Origin of the sequence: Nonomuraea sp. AD125B (genome assembly GCF_041402765.1) — a bacterium.
GTDB lineage: Bacteria > Actinomycetota > Actinomycetes > Streptosporangiales > Streptosporangiaceae > Nonomuraea > Nonomuraea bangladeshensis.
Genome location: NZ_JBGLOU010000027.1, coordinates 62,089 through 80,593 on the forward strand (window position 1 = coordinate 62,089; position 18,505 = coordinate 80,593).

General features: G+C 71.7%; 17 protein-coding genes and 3 tRNA genes. 4 read left to right on the top strand and 16 right to left on the bottom strand.

Annotated elements, in window-relative coordinates; all coding sequences use genetic code 11:
* Positions 1-15 precede the first annotated feature (15 nt).
* Positions 16-606 (bottom strand): class I SAM-dependent methyltransferase, encoded by a 591-nt coding sequence (locus tag ACBR40_RS44385; RefSeq protein ID WP_371252607.1) that lies wholly within the window; start codon positions 604-606, stop codon positions 16-18.
* Positions 607-739: 133 nt separating this feature from the next.
* Between ACBR40_RS44385 and ACBR40_RS44390 the strand changes: the two genes are divergently transcribed.
* Positions 740-2,785, top strand: a complete 2,046-nt coding sequence (locus ACBR40_RS44390; protein ID WP_371252608.1) for a cellulose binding domain-containing protein — start codon at positions 740-742, stop codon at positions 2,783-2,785.
* Here ACBR40_RS44390 and ACBR40_RS44395 read toward each other — a convergent pair.
* From ACBR40_RS44395 to ACBR40_RS44420, 6 genes are all read right to left on the bottom strand, one after another.
* A complete protein-coding gene (locus ACBR40_RS44395) occupies positions 2,757-3,794 on the bottom strand; it encodes a P1 family peptidase (RefSeq protein WP_371252609.1) in 1,038 nt (345 codons plus the stop codon). The genes ACBR40_RS44390 and ACBR40_RS44395 overlap by 29 nt on opposite strands.
* A gap of 25 nt (positions 3,795-3,819) precedes the next feature.
* Positions 3,820-4,464 carry a response regulator transcription factor gene (locus ACBR40_RS44400; protein ID WP_020544254.1) on the bottom strand — a complete coding sequence of 215 codons (645 nt, stop codon included), beginning with the start codon at positions 4,462-4,464 and terminating at the stop codon, positions 3,820-3,822.
* Positions 4,457-5,614 (bottom strand): sensor histidine kinase, encoded by a 1,158-nt coding sequence (locus ACBR40_RS44405; protein ID WP_344212941.1) that lies wholly within the window; start codon positions 5,612-5,614, stop codon positions 4,457-4,459. The genes ACBR40_RS44400 and ACBR40_RS44405 overlap by 8 nt, the downstream gene beginning before the upstream one ends.
* Positions 5,615-5,617: 3 nt before the next feature.
* Positions 5,618-6,313, bottom strand: a complete 696-nt coding sequence (locus ACBR40_RS44410; RefSeq protein WP_344212943.1) for an ABC transporter permease — start codon at positions 6,311-6,313, stop codon at positions 5,618-5,620.
* Between the two features lie 17 nt (positions 6,314-6,330).
* Complete coding sequence (locus ACBR40_RS44415) at positions 6,331-7,230, bottom strand: ABC transporter ATP-binding protein (RefSeq protein WP_344212945.1); 900 nt, start codon at positions 7,228-7,230, stop codon at positions 6,331-6,333.
* 109 nt (positions 7,231-7,339) lie between these two features.
* Positions 7,340-9,013, bottom strand: a complete 1,674-nt coding sequence (locus tag ACBR40_RS44420) for a hypothetical protein (RefSeq protein ID WP_371252610.1) — start codon at positions 9,011-9,013, stop codon at positions 7,340-7,342.
* 105 nt (positions 9,014-9,118) lie between these two features.
* Here ACBR40_RS44420 and ACBR40_RS44425 point away from each other — a divergent pair, with 105 nt between their 5' ends.
* Positions 9,119-11,758, top strand: coding sequence for a DUF6493 family protein (locus ACBR40_RS44425; protein WP_371252611.1), 2,640 nt, complete (start codon positions 9,119-9,121; stop codon positions 11,756-11,758).
* On the opposite strand, the gene ACBR40_RS44430 is transcribed toward ACBR40_RS44425, so the two are convergent.
* The 5 genes from ACBR40_RS44430 to ACBR40_RS44450 form a co-directional block, all read right to left on the bottom strand.
* Positions 11,746-12,090: an ankyrin repeat domain-containing protein gene (locus ACBR40_RS44430; RefSeq protein ID WP_371252612.1), complete on the bottom strand. Its 345-nt coding sequence runs from the start codon at positions 12,088-12,090 to the stop codon at positions 11,746-11,748. The genes ACBR40_RS44425 and ACBR40_RS44430 overlap by 13 nt on opposite strands.
* A gap of 86 nt (positions 12,091-12,176) precedes the next feature.
* Positions 12,177-12,611 carry a nitroreductase/quinone reductase family protein gene (locus ACBR40_RS44435; RefSeq protein ID WP_371252613.1) on the bottom strand — a complete coding sequence of 145 codons (435 nt, stop codon included), beginning with the start codon at positions 12,609-12,611 and terminating at the stop codon, positions 12,177-12,179.
* Between the two features lie 93 nt (positions 12,612-12,704).
* Positions 12,705-13,310, bottom strand: a complete 606-nt coding sequence (locus tag ACBR40_RS44440; RefSeq protein WP_371252614.1) for an AAA family ATPase — start codon at positions 13,308-13,310, stop codon at positions 12,705-12,707.
* Between the two features lie 3 nt (positions 13,311-13,313).
* Entirely contained in the window at positions 13,314-13,937 is a 624-nt protein-coding gene (locus ACBR40_RS44445) for a maleylpyruvate isomerase N-terminal domain-containing protein (RefSeq protein WP_371252615.1), read from the bottom strand.
* Entirely contained in the window at positions 13,934-14,818 is an 885-nt protein-coding gene (locus tag ACBR40_RS44450) for an NAD(P)-binding domain-containing protein (RefSeq protein WP_364464026.1), read from the bottom strand. The genes ACBR40_RS44445 and ACBR40_RS44450 overlap by 4 nt, the downstream gene beginning before the upstream one ends.
* A gap of 127 nt (positions 14,819-14,945) precedes the next feature.
* On the opposite strand from ACBR40_RS44450, the gene ACBR40_RS44455 reads away from it, so the two are divergent.
* Both ACBR40_RS44455 and ACBR40_RS44460 read left to right on the top strand, forming a co-directional pair.
* Positions 14,946-15,938, top strand: coding sequence for a GlxA family transcriptional regulator (locus ACBR40_RS44455; RefSeq protein WP_371252616.1), 993 nt, complete (start codon positions 14,946-14,948; stop codon positions 15,936-15,938).
* Positions 15,939-15,978: 40 nt separating this feature from the next.
* On the top strand, positions 15,979-17,241 hold the full coding sequence (locus tag ACBR40_RS44460) for an MFS transporter (RefSeq protein WP_371252617.1): 1,263 nt from the start codon (positions 15,979-15,981) through the stop codon (positions 17,239-17,241).
* A gap of 201 nt (positions 17,242-17,442) precedes the next feature.
* On the opposite strand, the gene ACBR40_RS44465 is transcribed toward ACBR40_RS44460, so the two are convergent.
* The 4 genes from ACBR40_RS44465 to ACBR40_RS44480 all read right to left on the bottom strand — a co-directional run bounded on the left by ACBR40_RS44465 (position 17,443) and on the right by ACBR40_RS44480 (position 18,504).
* Entirely contained in the window at positions 17,443-17,919 is a 477-nt protein-coding gene (locus tag ACBR40_RS44465; RefSeq protein ID WP_371252618.1) for a hypothetical protein, read from the bottom strand.
* 254 nt (positions 17,920-18,173) lie between these two features.
* Positions 18,174-18,250: transfer RNA gene (locus ACBR40_RS44470), tRNA-Phe, on the bottom strand.
* A 5-nt stretch (positions 18,251-18,255) separates the two neighbouring features.
* Positions 18,256-18,330: transfer RNA gene (locus ACBR40_RS44475), tRNA-Asp, on the bottom strand.
* Between the two features lie 101 nt (positions 18,331-18,431).
* Positions 18,432-18,504, bottom strand: a tRNA-Glu gene (locus tag ACBR40_RS44480).
* Between the last annotated feature and the right edge of the window lies 1 nt (position 18,505).

Sequence of the window (18,505 nt, forward strand, 5' to 3'; positions counted from 1 at the left end):
GCCCAAGGGGGGCGGTCAGGCGGGCTCGCGGTGGACCAGCAGGTACCGCCAGAACAGCAGCCGGCTGATCCGCGCTCCGGGCAGCAGCCCGGCCGCCTCCCGCCGGATCTCCGCCAGCGACATCTCCGGCGGCCGCACCGGAGCCCGCACACCGGTCTCCTGACCGCGCTCGCGCACCGCCACGGCGGCCCGCGCCACCGCGTTAACCGGGACGGCGGCCAGGCTCCACGCGAGGTCCGCCGGCGTCTCCCGGTAGCAGCCCAGGATGGCGAGGACCCCGCCGGGCGCCAGCGCGCTCCGCAGCCGGGAGACCGTCGCGAACGGCACGTGGTGGATGCTCGCCAGGCACGAGATGAAGTCGTAGTGCCCCTCGGGCAGCTCCATGTCCGTGATGTCCGCGTGCAGGAACCGGGGCCCGCCGCCCGCCGCCCGCGCCGCCTCGATCACCTCCGCCGCCGGGTCCACGGCGTCGACCTCGATGCCGCGCGCGGCCAGCCGCCGGGCGAACCGCCCGGCGCCGCAGCCGACGTCCAGCGCCCGCGCGCAGCCCGGCGGCACCCGGCGCAGCAACGTCCGGTGGTAGTGATCGTTGTGGTCGAAGGGCATGAACGTGATCGTAGGGGGCCGTGAAAGTTTCACGTCCGGTTGACCGGGCCGGACGCCGCGCCACATGATCCTCATGCCTCCTGGTCAGGAGGGGGCGTCGAGTGATGACCGCTATCCGTGGCGAGGTGCTTCGATGCCGAGATCCCTGTTACCGGCCGCGTCCGCAGTCCTGCTGGCGCTGACCGTGCTCAACGCGCCACCGGCGCACGCGACCGCCGCCGACCCGTCCCCGGTCGCCGTGACCGTCAACGCGCGGGCCGCCCTCGCCACCGTCCCCGAGACCGGCATCGGCGCCAACCACGCGATCTGGGACACGAACCTGGGCACCGACGCCGTCGCCGACTCGCTGAAGGCCGCGGGCGTGAAGCTGCTGCGCTACCCCGGCGGCTCCTACTCCGACATCTACCACTGGGAGACGCACACCGCCCCCGGCGGGTACGTCGCCCCGAACACCGACTTCGACACGTTCATGCGCGGCGTCCGCCGCACCGGCGCGCAGGCGATGGTGACCGCCAACTACGGCACCGGCACCGCCGCCGAGGCCGCCGCCTGGGTCCGCCAGGCCAACGTCACCAAGGGCTACGGCGTCAAGTACTGGGAGATCGGCAACGAGAACTACGGCAACGGCCACTACGGCACCGCCTGGGAGGCCGACGACCACGCCGACAAGAGCCCGGCCGAGTACGCCCGCCACGTCGTCGCCTACGCCGACGCCATGAAGGCCGTCGATCCCACCATCAAGATCGGCGCCGTGCTGACCACCCCCGCGAACTGGCCCGACGCCATCACCGGCGAGGGCGACGACGGGAGCTGGAACAAGGTCGTCCTGTCCGCCGCAGGCTCCAAGATCGACTTCGTCATCCTGCACTGGTATCCGGGCGCCCTCGACCGGACGGGCCACGTTCCCGACATGATCCGGCTCACCCGCGAGCAGATCACCAGGTACGCCGGAGCGGGCGCCGACCGGATCGGCATCGCGATGACCGAGTTCAACACCGGCAGCAGCAGCAACGGCACCAACACCCAGCCGGGCGCGCTGGCCGCCGCCGACGCCTACGCCACCCTGCTGGCGAACGGCGTGTTCACGGTCGACTGGTGGAACGTCCACAACGGCATCGGCACGGTCACCGAGGTCGAGGGCCACACCGACTACGGCGACTTCGGCCTGCTGTCGAGCGGCACGTGCACCGCCGACAACTCGGTGTGCGAGCCCGCGCTGAACACCCCGTTCGCGCCCTACTACGCGCTGCAGATGGTGAGCAGGTTCGCCCGGCCCGGCGACCAGTTCGTGAAGGCGGCCACCGACCAGCCGAAGGTCACCGCGCACGCCGCCCGCCGGCCCAACGGCGACCTCGCGGTCATGCTCGTCAACACCTCGTCCGACACCTCGTACCCGGTCACGATCGGCTACGCGGGCTACCGCCCGGCCTCCGGCGCGCCGACCGTCCTGACGCACACCAACGGCGCGACCGCCATCACCACCACCACGTCGGGGACGGCGACGGCCCAGACCCTGCCGCCGCTCTCCCTCACCACGATCGTGCTGCGCCCGGCCACCTCGCAGGCGGGCCTCCCCGGCGCGCCCGGCCAGCCGAAGGCCGCGAACGTCACGGACCAGGCCGCGACGATCACCTGGCCCGCCGCCTCCCCGGGTAGCCGCCCGATCGCCAAGTACGAAATCCACCGCCAGAACGGCGCGATCACCGAGCAGCTCGGCGAGACGCCCGGCACCTCGTACACCGTCGGCAACCTCACCCCGGGCACCCGCTACACGGTCAACGTGATCGCCCGCGACGCCGGCGGCGGACTGTCCTGGTCGTCGCCGCCGCTGACGTTCACCACCGGCACGCCCGCGACCAGCTCCTGCTCGGTCCGCCTGACGAACCAGACCGACTGGGCGAGCGGCTACGTCGGCAGCATCGACATCACCAACCGCGGGGCCGCGCTCAACGGCTGGACGCTCAGCTTCACCTGGCCCCGGGCGTGGCAGAGCCTCGGCAGCGGCTGGGGCGCGGGGTGGACCGAGACCGGCTCGCAGGTCAAGGTCGTCAACGACCCGGCGAGCCCCACGCTGGCGACCGGCGCGACGGTCACGGTCGGGTACGTCGGCAACTACAGCGGCCCGAACGTCCTGCCCGCCGTCTTCACCCTCAACGGCACGGTCTGCCGAACGGAGTGACCTGGGACCGCCGGTCGTACGGCACCGCGTGCGCCGTACGGCCGGCGAACCCGGTCGTGGTCGTCGCCATGAACAGCGAGTTGAGCAGCGCCTCCTCGACCGCGTCCATGACGGCGGCGAACAAGGGGTCGAGCGCCGCGTCCGGCACCGCCGGGCCGCCGGCCGGCGCGGTGCTGAAGGCGATCGCGTAGTCGCCGCTCCCCTGCGCGTACGACGCCCCCACCCGTCCCATGGCGAAGACCGCCCGGCGGGCGAGCCGGCCGAGCCGGCGCGCGTCGAGCGGCGCGTCGGTGGCCACCACGATCATGCACGAGTTCCCCGGAGGCTCCGGCCGCCGCGACCCCGGGACGACCTCCTCGACCGGCACGGGAACGCCCCGCACGGTCAGCACGCCGCCGAAGTTGGCCTGCGCCAGCGCGCCGACCGTCATCTCGGTCCCGCCCGCCGTCACGCGGCGCGACGAGGTGCCGATGCCCGCCTTGAAGCCGAGCGCCGTCGTCCCGGTGCCCGCGCCCACGCACCCCTCCGCGGGCAGCCCGCCGGTGGCTCCTTCCAGCGCGTCGAGCACGTGCCGCTCGGTGATCGGCCGCCGCCGGATGTCGGACAGGAACCCGTCGTTCGTCTCCCCCACCAGCGGGTTGAACGACACCCCGTCGGGGCGGCGCCCCATCAGGTACGTCAGCACCGCGTCGGCCGCGCGGAACACCGACAGCGTGGCGGTCAGCACGACCGGCGACTCCAGCACGCCGAGCTCGTCCACCTGGGTGGAGCCGACCAGCTTGCCGTACCCGTTGCCGGTGTGGACCGCCGCCGGCAGCCCGCCGCCGTCCAGACCCGGGGGGACGATCGCGGTGACCCCGGTGCGCAGGTCCGCCCCGTCGTCCACGGTCGTGTGCCCCACCAGGACGCCGGGGACGTCGGTGATCGCGTTCAGCGGGCCGGTCGGCAGCGCGCCGACGACGACCCCGAGCGAGCGCGCCCGCACCCGCTCACCCCCGTGAGCATGCATGCGCCACATTCTGCTCGACGCCGCCTCAGCGGCCGTCGTCCAGGGTCAGCAGGCCGCGGCGGAAGGCGGTCGCGACGGCGGCGGCGCGGTCGTTGACGCCGAGCTTGGCGTAGATGTGCAGCACATGGCTCTTGACCGTGGCCTCGCTGATGAACAGGCGGGCCGCGGCCTCCCTGTTGGTGGCGCCGTCCGCGATGAGCCGCAGGATCTCCAGCTCCCTGGCGCTCAGCGGGTCGGCGGGCGTACGCACCTGCCCGAGCAGGCGGGTGGCGACCGACGGCGACAGCACGGCCTCGCCGCGCGCCGCCGTCCGGACCGCCCGGGTCAGCTCGTCGCGGCCGGTGTCCTTGAGCAGGTAGCCGGTCGCGCCGGCCTCGATGGCCGGCAGGACGTCCCGGTCGGTGTCGTACGTCGTGAGGACCAGCACCCTGGCCCCGATCCCCAGCTCGGCGAGCCGTTTGATGGCCGTGACGCCGTCCGTGCCCGGCATGCGCAGGTCCATGAGGATCACGTCGGGGTCCAGCGCCCGCGCCAGCTCGACGGCCTGCGCGCCGTCCCCGGCCTCGCCGAGCACCTCGAAGCCGGGATCGCCGGCGAACATGCCGCGGATGCCGTCGCGGACGATGGGATGGTCGTCGGCGATCAGCAGCCGGATCGGTCGCTCAGCCACGCGCCACCGCCGGCAGGCTCGCGGAGATCGCGGTGCCCGCGCCGCTCTCCGACTCGATCTCCAGCGTGCCCGCCAGCCGGTCCACCCGCTTGCGCATCGCGGTCAGCCCGAACGCGGTGAGCTGGGGGTCGAAGCCGATGCCGTCGTCGCGTACGTCCAGGGTGACCACATCCTCCATGTACGACAGGGTGAGCCCGACCCGGGAGGCGTGCGCGTGCTTGGCGACGTTCGCCAGCGCCTCCTGGGCGGTGCGGAGCAGCGTCTCCTCGACCTCGGGGTGCAGGGGGCGGGCCGGGCCGGTGACCGTGAACTCCGGCGTGAGCCCGTTGAGCTCGCCCCACCGGGCGGCGACGTCCCGCAGCGCCTCCGGCAGCGGCGCCGACTCCAGCGGGCCAGGGCCCACCGCGTGCACCGAGCGCCGGGCCTCGGCCAGGCTCTCGCGCGCCAGCCGCAGCGCCAGATCGACGTTCCGGCGCCAGTCGTCGGCCTGCCCGGCCGCCTGGAGCTGGGTGATGATGCCGGTCAGCCCCTGGGCGAGGGTGTCGTGGATCTCGGCGGCCATCCGCCGCCGCTCGTCGAGCACGCCGGCCTCGCGGGCCTGGACGAGGAGCTGGGCGTGCAGGCCCGCGTTCTCCCGCAGGGCCTCCTCAAGCTGGGCCACCATGCGCTCGCGCTCCGCGCTGCGCTCGTCGGTGATCTGGCCGACGAAGCTGAACAGCGCGACCCCGGCCACGATGGCCCCGGTGAAGAACACGTACGTGAGGATCCCGGTCGGCGTGGGCTCGGGCAGCCCGCCGCTGTAGGCGGCCACGCTGAACGCGGCCACCCCCGTCACGCCGGCGAAGCGCCACATCCCGTTCAGGTAGCGCCAGGAGTGCAGATAGCCGATGAAGCCGAAGAAACTCGCGAACCAGATGCTCTGCGTGCTCAGCACGCCGATCAGCAGGACGAGCCCCGCCACGTACACCGGGCCGCGCGGCACCAGCCACACCCACCCGGCGGCCGACGCCGCCAGGCCGAGCGTGACCCACGACACCGTCCCGCCGTCGCTGACCAGGGCGAGCACCACGGAGACCGCCAGCAGCACGTACGGCGCCGCCGCGAGCTGGCGCTCCAGCACCCGTTCCCACCGGTCGAGCCGGCTGGTCATACCTCACTCCCAGCGGAAGAGCCTGGCCGCCGCCGCGCTGACGACCAGGGCGTAGGCCGCCATCACCGCCAGCAGCAGCGGATCGGGAGCGGCCCCCGCCCAGACGTCCCGCAGGCACTGCCCGAACGCCCCCATCGGGGTGTACTCCCCGACACGAGCCACCATATCCGGCATCTGATCGGCAGGCTGCATGAGACCGGCGAGGTACGCCATCGGGAAGTACAGCAGCACGCCGATCCCGTTCGCGGCCCTGCCGTTCGGCGCCAGGGCGGCGATGAGCAGGCCGACCGCGAACATGCTCGCCGTCCCGAGCAGGAACGTCAGCACGACCGCCGGCACCCGGTCCGGCAGGTGGGCGCCGAGCACGGTCCCCGCCACGGCCAGCAGCAGCCCGCAGGCGGTCACCGCGAGCACGAGCTGCAGCAGCAACTGCACCACCAGCAGCCGGCCCGGCCGCACCGGCGTCGCCGACATGCGCCGCAGGATGCCCCGCTCCCGGTAGGTGGCCAGCGTGGTCGGCACCATGTACAGCCCCACGAGTCCCACCGCGATGGCCAGCGCCATCGGCAGCAGCACCCGGTCGCCCGGCTCGATCGAGCTGCCGAACACCACCAGGATGAACAGCGGGATGAGCAGCGAGAACACCGCGCCCGGATCGCGGGCGAGCAGCTTGGTCTCGACGAAGGTGAGCTTCAACATGACTATGTCCTCGGATCTCAGTTGTCGTCGAAGGGACGGCCGGTCAGCGCGGCGAACGCGTCGTCCAGCGTGCGCTTGTCGATCCGCAGATCGCTGACCAGCACCTGGTGGCGGGCCAGGTGCGCGGTGACCGCCGTCGCGAAGTCGCCGCGGCCCGTGACGACCACCCGGTCCCCCGTACGGGACACCCCGGTCACCCCCGGCAGTCCGGACAGGTCCGGCGCCTCGCCCGCCTTCAGCGTGAAACGCATCCGGTGCTCGCCCTCCAGCAGCCCCGCCGGCGTGTCCAGCGCCACGATCCGGCCGCGGTCCAGCACCGCCACCCGGTCGCACAGCTCCTCGACCTCGTCCATGAAGTGGCTGACCAGCACCACGGTGACGCCGCTCGCGCGTACCTGCTTGATCAGCTCCCAGGTGGCCCGGCGGGCCTGCGGGTCCAGGCCGGTGGTCAGCTCGTCGAGGAACGCCACCCGCGGCTTGCCCACCAGCGCGAGCGCGATGAACAGCCGCTGCTTCTGGCCGCCGGACAGCTTCCCGAACCGGGCGTTCCGCTTCTCGGCCAGCCCCCACTCCTCCAGCAGCGCCCGCCAGTCACGCGGGTCGGCGTAGAAGGAGGCGTACAGGTCGAGGGCCTCCCACACCTTCAGGTTCTCCGGCAGCTGGGTCTGCTGGAGCTGCACCCCGATCTGCTCGCGCATCCTGCGCGCGTCACGGACCGGGTCCAGGCCGAGCACCCGTACGGTCCCGCTGTCGGGCCGCCGCAGCCCCTCCACGCACTCCACCGCGGTCGTCTTGCCGGCGCCGTTCGGCCCCAGCACCCCGAAGATCTCGCCCTCCTCCACGGAGAACGACACCCCGTCCAGAACCTTCAGCCCCGCGTAGCTCTTGCGCAGGTCGGTGACTTCGATGACTGCCATGCTCAAAGCATGCTGTGACCTGCCCCGACCCCGAATCGACCGCCCGGCCACGATCGTGCCGGCACCCTGCTGACCGAAAAATCCACCGAACGGTGGATACCGCGCCCGCTCACCGCCGGGCCGGGTAGACGAGGATGAGGTCCACGCCCTCCCGCGTGTACAGCCGCAGCCGGTAACGACCGGGGCCGCCGCGCGCGAGATCCGGGAAGCGCACCCTGCTCGCCGAGAGCGTCTGCATGACCAGGCGGCCCGATCCGCTGACGATGTCCGCCTCGACCACCTTGTCCCAGCCTCGGCGCCGCAGCGGCGGCGGGGCCGAGCGCAGCGCCTTCGCCGTGACACAGGTCGCCCAGTCCTGGGCGGGCGTGAAGACCAGGGCGAGCTGACCGCTGACCGCCAGGGTCTCGGTCGAATAGGCGTCCCAGATCGTCTCGGCATCCCCCGAGGTGTCCGCCTCCGCGTCGTAGATGCCGTAGGGCTGACCGTCCCAGTCGTAGTACGACGCCGTCGCCTGGAACCGCGTACGCAGCGCCGGCCACGGATCGCGGCACCGGGCGTCCTCCGCGCGCGCCTCACGCCTCAACTGCTCGCGCCGCCGGCTCCTCTCCTCGGCCCGTTGCCGCTCCACCTGCGCGGACGACAGCAGCAGCTCCGGATGTCTCCGCCCGATCACCTCCGGGCAGAGCAGCGCGAGCAGCGCGGGCCGCGCCCTGACCGGCTCCCCGCCCGCGAACCTGGCGCACGCGGCCTTCCCCTTGCCGATCAGCTCCTGGTCGGAGACCTCCCGGCCGGGCTTGCGCACGCTGCACAGATAGGCCCGGTCGCGCTCGTGGACGGGGACGTCCGCGACCCGCGGCGGCGTCGAGCGCAGCCAGCAGTCCATGCCTCCCTCGCTGCGCCAGGTGTAGGTGAGCCGTGGCGCGTACTCGGGCCCGACGACCATCAGCAGGGCGACGGCGGCCACGGCCGTGACCGCCGTGGGCACGCGCAGCGGCTCCGGCCGCCTCGGCTCCCGGTTGAGCTCCCGGTTGAGCTCGCGGTTGAGCTCGCGGGCCGTACGCGCCAGCCAGACGACGTAGAGGACGTCCATCGCCTCGGCGATCGACTCGATCGTGCTGCCGCGCGTCAGGGCGTCCACGAGCTCCACCAGGAACGGGCTCGCGAACGTCCCCGCCCCGGCGAGCAGCGTCCCCCGGCTCCAGCGCCCGTCGCGCCGCTGCGCGAGCAGAACCATCACCATCATCACTAACGCGGCCACTCCCGCGACCACGACATGCACCGGGATCATGAGGGTCAGGGGCCGCGGATCGCCGGCGAGGGCGTCCATGCCCGCGCTGACCGGCTCCGCCAGCCCGAACAGGAGCAGAGCCAGCCGGAAGAACCGCCCCGACCCGGTGACCACCACCGTGAGCAGCACGAGCGCGGGCATCCAGAGCGCCAGACCGATGACCGTCTCGACCAGATCCGGCAGGTACGAGGGGATCAGCAGCCACACCACGTTCGCGTACAGCAGCACCCGCAACCACCTGGCCGCCCTGCCCATGGGCACGCCCGCGGGCGCGGGCCTGCGCAGGACCTGCCAGAACATCCACGCGTTCACCAGCCCGAGCAGCAGCAACCCGCCCAGCACCGGCAGCAGCGGCGACCCCCCGACGGCCTCGCCGGGCGGATACCACATGGTGACGAGCCACGCGGGCGTCGCGGACCCGGCCACCAGACCGAGGACGACCGACCCGAGGGCGATGGCGAAATAGGCAGCAGCCGCCAGACGGTGTAATCGCACACGTGATCGTAGTACGACGGACCGGAGAGGCGCTTTGTCGGTGACGATCAATAGCCTGCGACCCATGATGGGAAACGGATCATCCGTCCTGACCGAGGCGTCGGCGTGAACCCCACAGCGCAGGCGGTGCTCGACCTCATCGAGACCGGCTCCGTCACGGACCTCGTGACGTTCCTGCACGGCCTCGACGACGACAGCAGGCGCGCGGTGGCCCGGAGCCTCCCCGCCCACCTGAGCGAACGCAGGCGCGGCGGGTTCGAGGCCGAACGGCGGATCTGGGAGCTCGCGCCCCTCTACCGCCTGGCCGGGGCGGCCTGCTTCGGCGGGGCGGAGCAGGTGGCGTCCTGGCTCAGCCGGCGCGAGCTGACCGGGGTGGAGCCGAAGGCCGACGCCGTGCACGTCATGTCCGTGCTCAGGGACCGCCCGCTGGAGTGGCGCCGCGACCTGGCCGTCCGCCTGGTGCGCCGGTTGCGGCCGGCGCGGTCCGGTTCGACCTGGCGGCGCGCGGAGTCGCTGCGGGCCTGGGACCTGGCCGCGGCGCTGGTGATCGACACGGGTGTGGAGCCGCCGGAGAACGACGCGTTCGTGTCCGGGTGGGTGCTGCGGATGGTCGAGCGGCAGTGGATGAACCAGGGCACCCCGATGCTCGCCGGTGATCCGCTGCTCGGCCACATGCTGCCGCGCCTGTTCGAGGCGGCGGGTGTGGCGGACGGCCTCGACTGGGGCCGGTGGTCGGAGGGCCACCTGACCATCATCGGCGAGCTGGTCGAGCTGGCCCGGACGGGCCGCGTGCCGCGTCAGGTGCTGCTCGACGGCTGCGTGAGCCGGTTCCTGACCGGCGGCGGCGCGGCCGAGGCCGCCCCCTTCGTCACGTTGTGGCGGGCGCTGCGCCCGGAGGCGGCCGAAATCCCGGTGACCGACTTCGTCCGCGTGCTGCCGTCCGCGTCCTCGCCCGTGGTCCAGCTCGCGCTGGAGGAGCTGCGCCGGTCGGAAGCGCTCGACACTGATCTGTTCGCCGAGGCGGTCCAGGCGCTCACCTGCCGGCCGGAGAAGAAATACGTGGCGGCGGCGGTGAAGTGGATCGCCGACGCGCCCCCGGCCAGGGGCGCCGCCGCGGTGGCCGCGCTGGCGCCCGTGTTCGACCTCGACCCGCCCAGCCTGCGCGAACGCGCGGTCCGCGTCGCGGTCAAGCTCGCCCCGCACACCGCCGAGCCCGGCAGGCAGGCGATCCGCGAGGCGGCCACCCGGCTGCCCGCCGACCTGCACGAGCGCCTGGCCACCGCCTTCGGCCCGGTGGACGAGCCCGAGCCCGATCCCGTGGCCGCTCCCCCGCTGACCGCGACCGCGCTCCCCGCCCTGCCCCCGCCCATCGCATCCGTGGCCGAACTGGCCGCCGAGCTGGACAAGCCCCTCTGGCCAGAGGATCCAGCGCGGATGGAACGCATCCTCGCCGCCCTGGTCGAGCTGACCCATCGGAACCGCGACGCCGTCGTGCAGGGGCTGCAACCCTGGTGGCAGACGAACTGGCGGCACCCCTTCGAGGCGGCAGCCTACGCCTACGGCATCTCCGGCTTCGACGAGGACGACATCCCCTCGCTGCTGTTGCGCTGCGCGCTGGCCGTCGTGTCCCCCGCGGACAGCCGTAAGCTGACCGCGCTGCTCAACGGCAAGAGCCAGCGCCGGCGATCCGAGCCCGCCCCCTACCGCTTCGTCCAGCAACGTTTCCGCGAGGTCATCTCCCTGTTCGAACGGGTCGGGACGCTTCCCGTGCTGCTGGCCACGCCGACCGCGCCCACCGGACACGTCGACGCCGCCACCCTGGTCACGCGCATGGAGCGACTCGATGGCGCCGAACCGCTCACGTACGACTTCGTCCAGGCGTTACTGCGCCTGCCGCGCGAGCTCGACCCGGAGCCGGCCGTACGGGCGGAGAAACTGGCCTCGGAGGCGGGCCGGCGGCTGGCAGCCTGCCTACGTGCCGGCGGCTTGCCCGATCCCGACGTGACCTGGGGGCTCGAGTCGTTCGACCGCCCGGCGTCCTACCACCAGTCGCTGTGGGAGGTGCACGCCCGCCTCGCACCGCCCGAGGGCATTCCCGGGCCGCTCGCCGAGCTGTGGACTCTCGCGCCCAAGCCCGGCTATCCCACCTTCTACCGCAACATGACGTGGTGGCCGCCCGTCATGCCCTCGCACCGGGAGGCCCTGGCCGCACACCTCCTCGAATGCCTCCCCTGGAGCCACCAAGTGGAGGCGGTGGCCGCCCTGGCACACAACGACGGCCCTGTGGGCATCGCGACCGCGAGCACGATCGTCATCGGAATGGGGGCGCAGCTCCCCGCCCAGCGGGCGCTGGCCGCCGAGGCGATCCTCACGCTGGCCGCGCACGGCGAGCTTCCCGCGGCCGACCTCGGCCGCGCCGTGGGTCACATGGTCCGCGGCGAACAGGTCAAACTCTTCCGGATCACCGCCGTCCTCGACGAGGTCACGGCGGCCGGGGCACACGCCCACGTGTGGACGGCCCTGGCTGAGGCGGTGCCACTGCTGCTGCCCGCCCCCGGCGAGAAGGCCAGACCAGGGCTGGGCGACCTGCTCAAGGTCGCCGTACGGGCGGCGGCGCTCACCGGGGCACGCGGCGAGTTGCCGGGGCTGGCGGAGCTGGCGGCCCGCAAGGGCTCCAGCCTGCTGCTCCACGAGGCGCGCCGCCTCCACGAGACGCTCTCCGCCGGAGCCGCCTACTCGGGATGATCCCGCAGCCATGCCTCGATCAACCGGCTCGCCAACCAGTGACGGTTGACGAAGGCGAAGTGCTCCGCCGACACCCCTGTGCCGCCGCCCGATCGCCGGCGCGGATCGGCTCCGTTCGCGAGAAGGAGCGCCGTCATGTCGACATGGAGCGGATCGCCTGTCTGCGCGTGGCCGTCCACTTCCACATCGATGGCGTGATGCAGAAGAGTCAACCCGTAGTGCTCCTCATGGACGTCCACGCCTTCGTCCAGGAGCGCCTGAAGCTTCTCGGCGTCCTCCATCTCAACAGCGAGATGCGCGGGACTCATGCCATGGTCGAACCGGTCCTTCATGGCGACATCCACTGGCAGCCCATTACCTCTCGTAGTGATAGCGACAGGCGGCGATCATAGTCGCGTCATCGTCGAGTCGAGCCTCCCTAGTTGATCCGGAAGACGGGAAAGCCCGGAGCGACCGCCTGCACCTGCTCATCGGACGCCTTCGCGCCGACCCCCTCGAAGAACCGGCCGACCTCCCAGCCCCAGCGCTTCAGGTACGCCCGGAGAACGGCCGGCTTCTCGTCGTCGGGCAGTTCGGTGGCGGTGAACGTCTCGACACGGCGGCCCACGTGCAGCTCGCCGTTCCCCGCGACCCGCAGGTTGCGGACCCACTGGGTGACGCCTCGGGGTGCGACCAGGTAGCGGGTGCCGTTCAGGGTCAGCAGGTTGACCGGCGTCGTACGCCATTCGCCGCTGGAGCGGCCACGGACGTACAGGATCCGGGAACCCATGAGGCTGATCCCGAGCCGGGTCAGCCCGGCGACCATGCGGTTGAACAGGTGGTCCATGCGGGTGGGCTCGATGTAGCGGGACATCGCAGGCTCCTCAGACAGAGAGTTCCGAGAGCACTGCTCTCGCTTAAGAACAAGCATGCCGGGAGAACCGCTCACAGTCAAGAGCACTGCTCTCTAATTGGTCCGCCAATCTCCCCGTGAACGGCCACGCACACGCAGCTGTTCGAAGGCGGAGACCACCGGCGGGTTCGCCAGAGCGGCGCTGATCAGCTCGGCGACCTCCGCCGGCCCCTGGACGGAGGTGTCCACCTCCAGGTCGTAACAGCCATGCGCGTGGACCGGCTCATCGAGAGGCGGCGCCGACGTCATCCTGTCGGTTCGCCCCCGCTCACGCCGTTCCACCTCCTCCAGGGGACATCGAATCCCGACGAACAGCACCGGAATCCCCTCGAACAGTGCGAGGTAGTGGTCCAACGTCTGCGGCGTGATCACCGCCTCCGAGATCACGTCATGGCCGAGCAGCGTGAGACTGCGCAGCAGGTGCAGGTAGCCATCGAGCACTCTGCGGAAAAGCACTCCTCCGTGGTCCTGCAGCCAGTGTCGACCCTGGTAGCCGCCGCACAACTCGTCCAGCGAACAGTGGAAGAACGGCTCGGCCAGCTCCTCCTGCAGGGCTTTCGCCACGGTCGTCTTCCCTGAGCTCGGGGTTCCGTTGAGCAGGACCAGTCGCCCGACTCGCTCGGGGACGGGACCGAGAAGGCTGCCCGGGTGAAGGTCCATGACTCACGGTAGGACGGCAGCGGCCACGTGATCCACTGGATTGAGCACGGTCCCGTCCCACTGCCATTCCCCGCGTCGGGCCCGTCCGGGCAGCTCGATGCGGCCCGTGCACCACAGCAGGGTGTCGGTCGAGCCGTGCCCTGACGGCGCGTCGGGGAAGAGGCGGGCGAGGACCGCGCTGCTGAGGTCGCCGGGCGGAGCCCAGGGAAGGCCGAGGGCGCGGGTGAGGTCGTACGTGTGGACGATGAGCTCGGTCATTCCCATGGCGGCGAATCCGGCGGCGTCGGAGTGGCCCCACGGGTGCCAGGCCCGTACGTGGGGAGCCGCGCCGCGGACGGTGGAGGTGAGGAGGGAAACGGCGATGCCGAGCCCGTCCAGGCAGCCGGAGATCGGGGCCTCGGGGTCGAGCGAGGCGAAAAGCGTGACGTAGCGGTCGTCGGGCTGGGCGATGAGCAGGCCGGCGTAGCCGACCAGTCCGAGGGCCAGGTGGTCGAGGGTCTGGCGACAGGTCCAGTCGAGGCCCTGGGCGGGGCGTGACCAGTCCTGGTCGGCTCCCTTGCGGAGCACGCCCAGGCAGTCGTCGGCGGCGGCCGTCAGCAGGTCCGCCCATGGCGTGGCGGCGGTCATCGGCCGTCCGCCGGTTCCCGCAGGACCTCGATCAGGCTCGCGTAGCTGTCGGAGCCGTGGCCCGCGGCCTTGGCGCGTTCCATGAGCGACTTCAGGAGCTCGGGCAGGGCGTTGTCGACGCGCCGGGCCTGCGCGGCGTGGAGGAGGTGGTCGATGGCCGCGATCTGCACGTCGACGGTGGCGTCGTCGCCGGGGTAGCGGCCGGCGTCCACCTGGGGCGCGTAGGCGCTGAGGAAGCCGGCCACGGCGGTCAGCCAGCGGATCGCGACGGGAGTGAAGACCGCGGCCGGCGTCTTCTCCGCGCCGACCACCGCGGCGCCGTGCAGCCAACCGGTCATCGTGGACCACATCAGGCCGAGCAGGGCGGCATCGTACAGAGAGGCGAGACCGGGGTCGGCGCCCAGGTGCAGGGGGTCGCCCAGAGCCGCCAGGGTCGAGCGGTGCGCCTCGAAGACCAGGTCAGGACCGCTGTAGAGGAACATCATCTCGGGGCTGCCGACACCGGGCGGCGTCGTCATGATCGCGCCGTCGAGATAGTCGGCGCCGTGGGAGCCGGCCCAGGCGGCGAACTCGTGCGCCTGCTCGGGGGAGCCGGAGGTGAGGTTGACCAGGACCCTGCCCGAGAGCGACCCGGCGACGGGTTCGAGGACGGCGCGCAGCGCCTCGTAGTCCAGTACGCAGGCCACGATGAGCCGGCTCGCCTCGATCGCCTCCCGGGGCGTCGCGGCCAGGCGGGCGCCCCGGTCGACCAGCGGCCGGGCCTTGTGCGCGGAACGGTTCCACACCGTGGTCGGGTGCCCGTGGTCCAGCAGCGCACCGGCCAGGGCCGAGCCCATCAGGCCCAGCCCGACGACGGTGACGGATCGGCGGTCGGTGTTCATGCCACAACTCCTTGTACGTCCGCAGGTGAAGGTTGATCAGTCGCAGGCAACCCTCGCAGCACGCGCCGTCCGGGAACAGTGACACTGATGACGATCACCACCAAATTCCTGCCATACCCTTCGAGGCATGAGCGCAGGATCCGTGGCCGTGGTCGTGTCCGAGGGGATCGGGGTCCCCTCGTGGGACCTGTACGAGCTGAGCATCCCCTGCACCGTCTTCGGCAAGCCGCAGTCCGACCTGGCCGACCCCTGGTACGACCTGCGCCTGTGCGGCACCGGGGAACCGCCGGCCGACTCCGGGCTGCTGCTGCGGACTCCGTACGGACTCGACGACCTGGTCGGCGCCGGCACGGTCATCGTGCCCTCGGTGCCCGACTCCTGCGTCGAGGAGGGCAAGCCGCTGCCGCAGGCGCTGATCACGGCCCTGCGCCGGGCCTACGAGGGGGGCGCCCGCATGGTCTCCCTGTGCACCGGCGCCTTCGCGCTCGCCGAAGCGGGGCTGCTCGACGGCCGCCCCGCGACGGCCCACTGGATGCACACCGCCCTGCTGGCCGAGCGCTACCCGAAGGTGCGGGTGGACGACTCGGTGCTCTACGTGGACGACGGTGACGTGCTCACCAGCGCCGGCCTGACCGCGGGCCTCGACCTCTGCCTCCACCTGGTACGACGCGACCTCGGCGCGCATGTCGCCAACCAGCTGGCCCGCCGGATGGTGGTGCCCGCCCACCGGCCCGGCGGCCAGGCGCAGTTCATCGACATGTCGGTGCCCGCCGCCGGCGACGAGGGGCTGGCTCCCGTGCTGGACTGGGCCCGGACCCGGCTGGACCAGCCGCTGACGGTGGACGACCTGGCGCGGAGGGCCGCGATGAGCCCGCGCACGTTCTACCGGCGGCTCCAGGCGGCCACCGGGACGACCCCTCTGCAGTGGCTGCTCGACCAGCGCCTGGGACGAGCCCGGATCCTCCTGGAATCGACCGACCTCCCGATCGAGAAGATCGGGGAGCTCAGCGGGCTGGGCACGGCCAACAACCTCCGCCGCCACTTCCTCAGGCACCTCGGCATCTCGCCGAGCGACTACCGGCGCGCCTTCCCCCGTACGACGCCCGCGTCATTCCCCTGATGACACGCCCCGGCTCCGGGCGCGTGGCACAATCTCGCGGATGTCGAAAACGGTATCGCTGTGGCGCCATCGGGATTTCCTGCTCTTATGGAGCGGCCAGACAACCAGCTCCCTCGGCAACGAGATCTCCTACCTGGCGTTACCGCTGGTCGCCGGGCTCGTACTGAACGCCTCACCACTTGACCTCGGTCTGCTGACCGCCGCGCGCCGCCTGCCCATACTGTTCGCCTCGCTGCCCGCCGGAGCGCTGAGCGACCGGTGGCGCAAACGTCCCGTGATGATCACTACGTTCCTGGTCTCCGGTTGTGCGATGGCGACGATCCCGCTGGCCGCCGCCGCGGGCTCGCTCACTCTGTGGCAGTTGTACGGCGTCGCGCTCGTGGTCGCGACCTGCGAGGTGTTCTTCACCCCCGCCTACCAGACCTACCCCCTCATCCTGCTCGGCCCGGACAGTCTGATGGCGGGCAACGCCAAGCTCACCAGCACGATCACGGTCGCGGGCATGGCGGGCCAACCGGTCGGCGGCGTGCTGATCTCCCTGTTCGGCCCGGCCAAGGCGGTGCTCGCCGACGCGCTCTCCTACCTGGCGGCCGCGCTCACGCTCGCGCTGATCCGCGCCCCGGAGCCCAAGCCGGAGAAGGCAGAGAAAGCCCCCAAGCTGCGCACTCAGATCGCCGAGGGGTTGCGTTATGTCACCCGCCACCGCGTCATCGGCCCACTCGTTCTCTACATGGCCACGGTCAGCTTCTGTCTGGCCGGCTTCGCAGCACTTGAGATCAACTACGTGGTACGCGAGCTCGGCTGGTCCAGCATGGCCACGGGCTTGGTCCTCGGGCTGAGCATGGCGGGCGGCCTGGCGGCCGGCGTGATCGCGAAACCGCTCACCGACCGCTACGGCATGCCACGCGTGCTGCTTGGAGCCGCCACCGCCTATCCGCTGTCCACCGCGACGATCGGCCTGGTCGACCCGGGTCTGGCCGGGCAGCTCATCGTCGGCTTCTCCTGGACCATGATGATCATCATCACGCTCATCTTCCAGAGCACCCAGCGCAGCCTCCGTCAGCTCCTGACCCCCCAGGACATGCAGGGCCGCCTGGCGGCCACCTCCCGCTGGCTCACCTGGGCGGCCACCCCGATCGGCGCGCTCCTCGCCGGAGCCCTGGGAACCGGCATCGGCATGCGCGCCACGCTCCTGGTGTTCTCGGCCGGGATGTTGATCGGTCCGATCGTGATGTGGCTCTCGCCACTGCGCGCGTCCCGGCACGAGATCGAGCAGGACGTCAAGATGGCGACGACGAGCTGACCGTCTTGGTGGCCGACGTCGCCGTCCGGGCTGCCGTCGGCACTCAGCGAGGCACTGCCTGCGCGCGGACGCCTCACCGTGGTCCACGCCCGCGGTCGGGCGGATGTGGCACGCCGAACACCCCGACCGCTCGCCGTGGTCTACCTGCACATCATCGGCCCGCCCGGACGCGTCGAGACCTCGGTTCGTCGCGTCGAAACCTCATACTGACTGCGCTACGGTGCCGACGGCGGTCCCCACGAGTCCCACCGCGCCGATCACTGCAGCGTTGACCAGGTGGAAGGCCCGAAGTCTCAGGACCATCCCCACCATGGTGATGAAGATCAGGCCGATGGAGAGGTCGGGGAGCGCTGCCAGGGCGCCCTGCGTTCCCCGGACTCCGGCCCGGTCGCCCCCATTGATGATCTGGGCGGGATAGACATGGCCGGGATCGGCCCACGAGAAGGCGCGGACCGCCGCCTTCTCGCCCGTGGCGTCGTACACGAAGCTCCCCGTGCAGACCTGCCTGCTGCGCCTGCTGGAGCCCCCGTCGTGGCACTCCAGGACGGTCAGGGTTCCGGGAGCGCCGGTGAGGCCGGTCGCCAACCCGATGTCGACCACTGCGGGAACGGTGGCCGTCAGGGTCCATCCCACCGCCGCCGCCGTCGCGGCGATGGCCAGGACGACCCTGGTGAACATGGACTCCTCCGAGGCGTTACGCCCCGACTTCCCACGCGGAGTTCCGCGCCGACTGGAGGAACGCATGCGCAAGGGGTGGCGACCATTCGTACGGGAAGGCATGGTGTCAGCGTGGAGCAGCGTGTTTGCGACTCGCTTGGAGACCACTGGCCGGTGATCGGATCGGTCGGCTCGCCCCGGGGCGCTCCGGCCGGAGGAGAGACAGAAAAGCCCCGAAGCGATAATCGCTACGGGGCATTCTTGCTGCTCAAAAATGGTGGTCAGGGGCAGGGTCGAACTGCCGACCTTCCGCTTTTCAGGCGGACGCTCGTACCAACTGAGCTACCTGACCCAGAGCGGTCCTGACGGGACTTGAACCCGCGACCTCCACCTTGACAGGGTGGCGAGCACTCCAAACTGCTCTACAGGACCTTGCTTGCCTTTCGGCGTTTCTTGCTGTTTGCGCTCGCTTAGCTTACCAGCTCTTCGGTGGTCTTAGACCGGCCGTTTTGCTCGTGCGCTAGACGCTCGCGTGCCCCCAACGGGATTCGAACCCGTGCCGCCGCCTTGAAAGGGCGGTGTCCTAGGCCGCTAGACGATGGGGGCC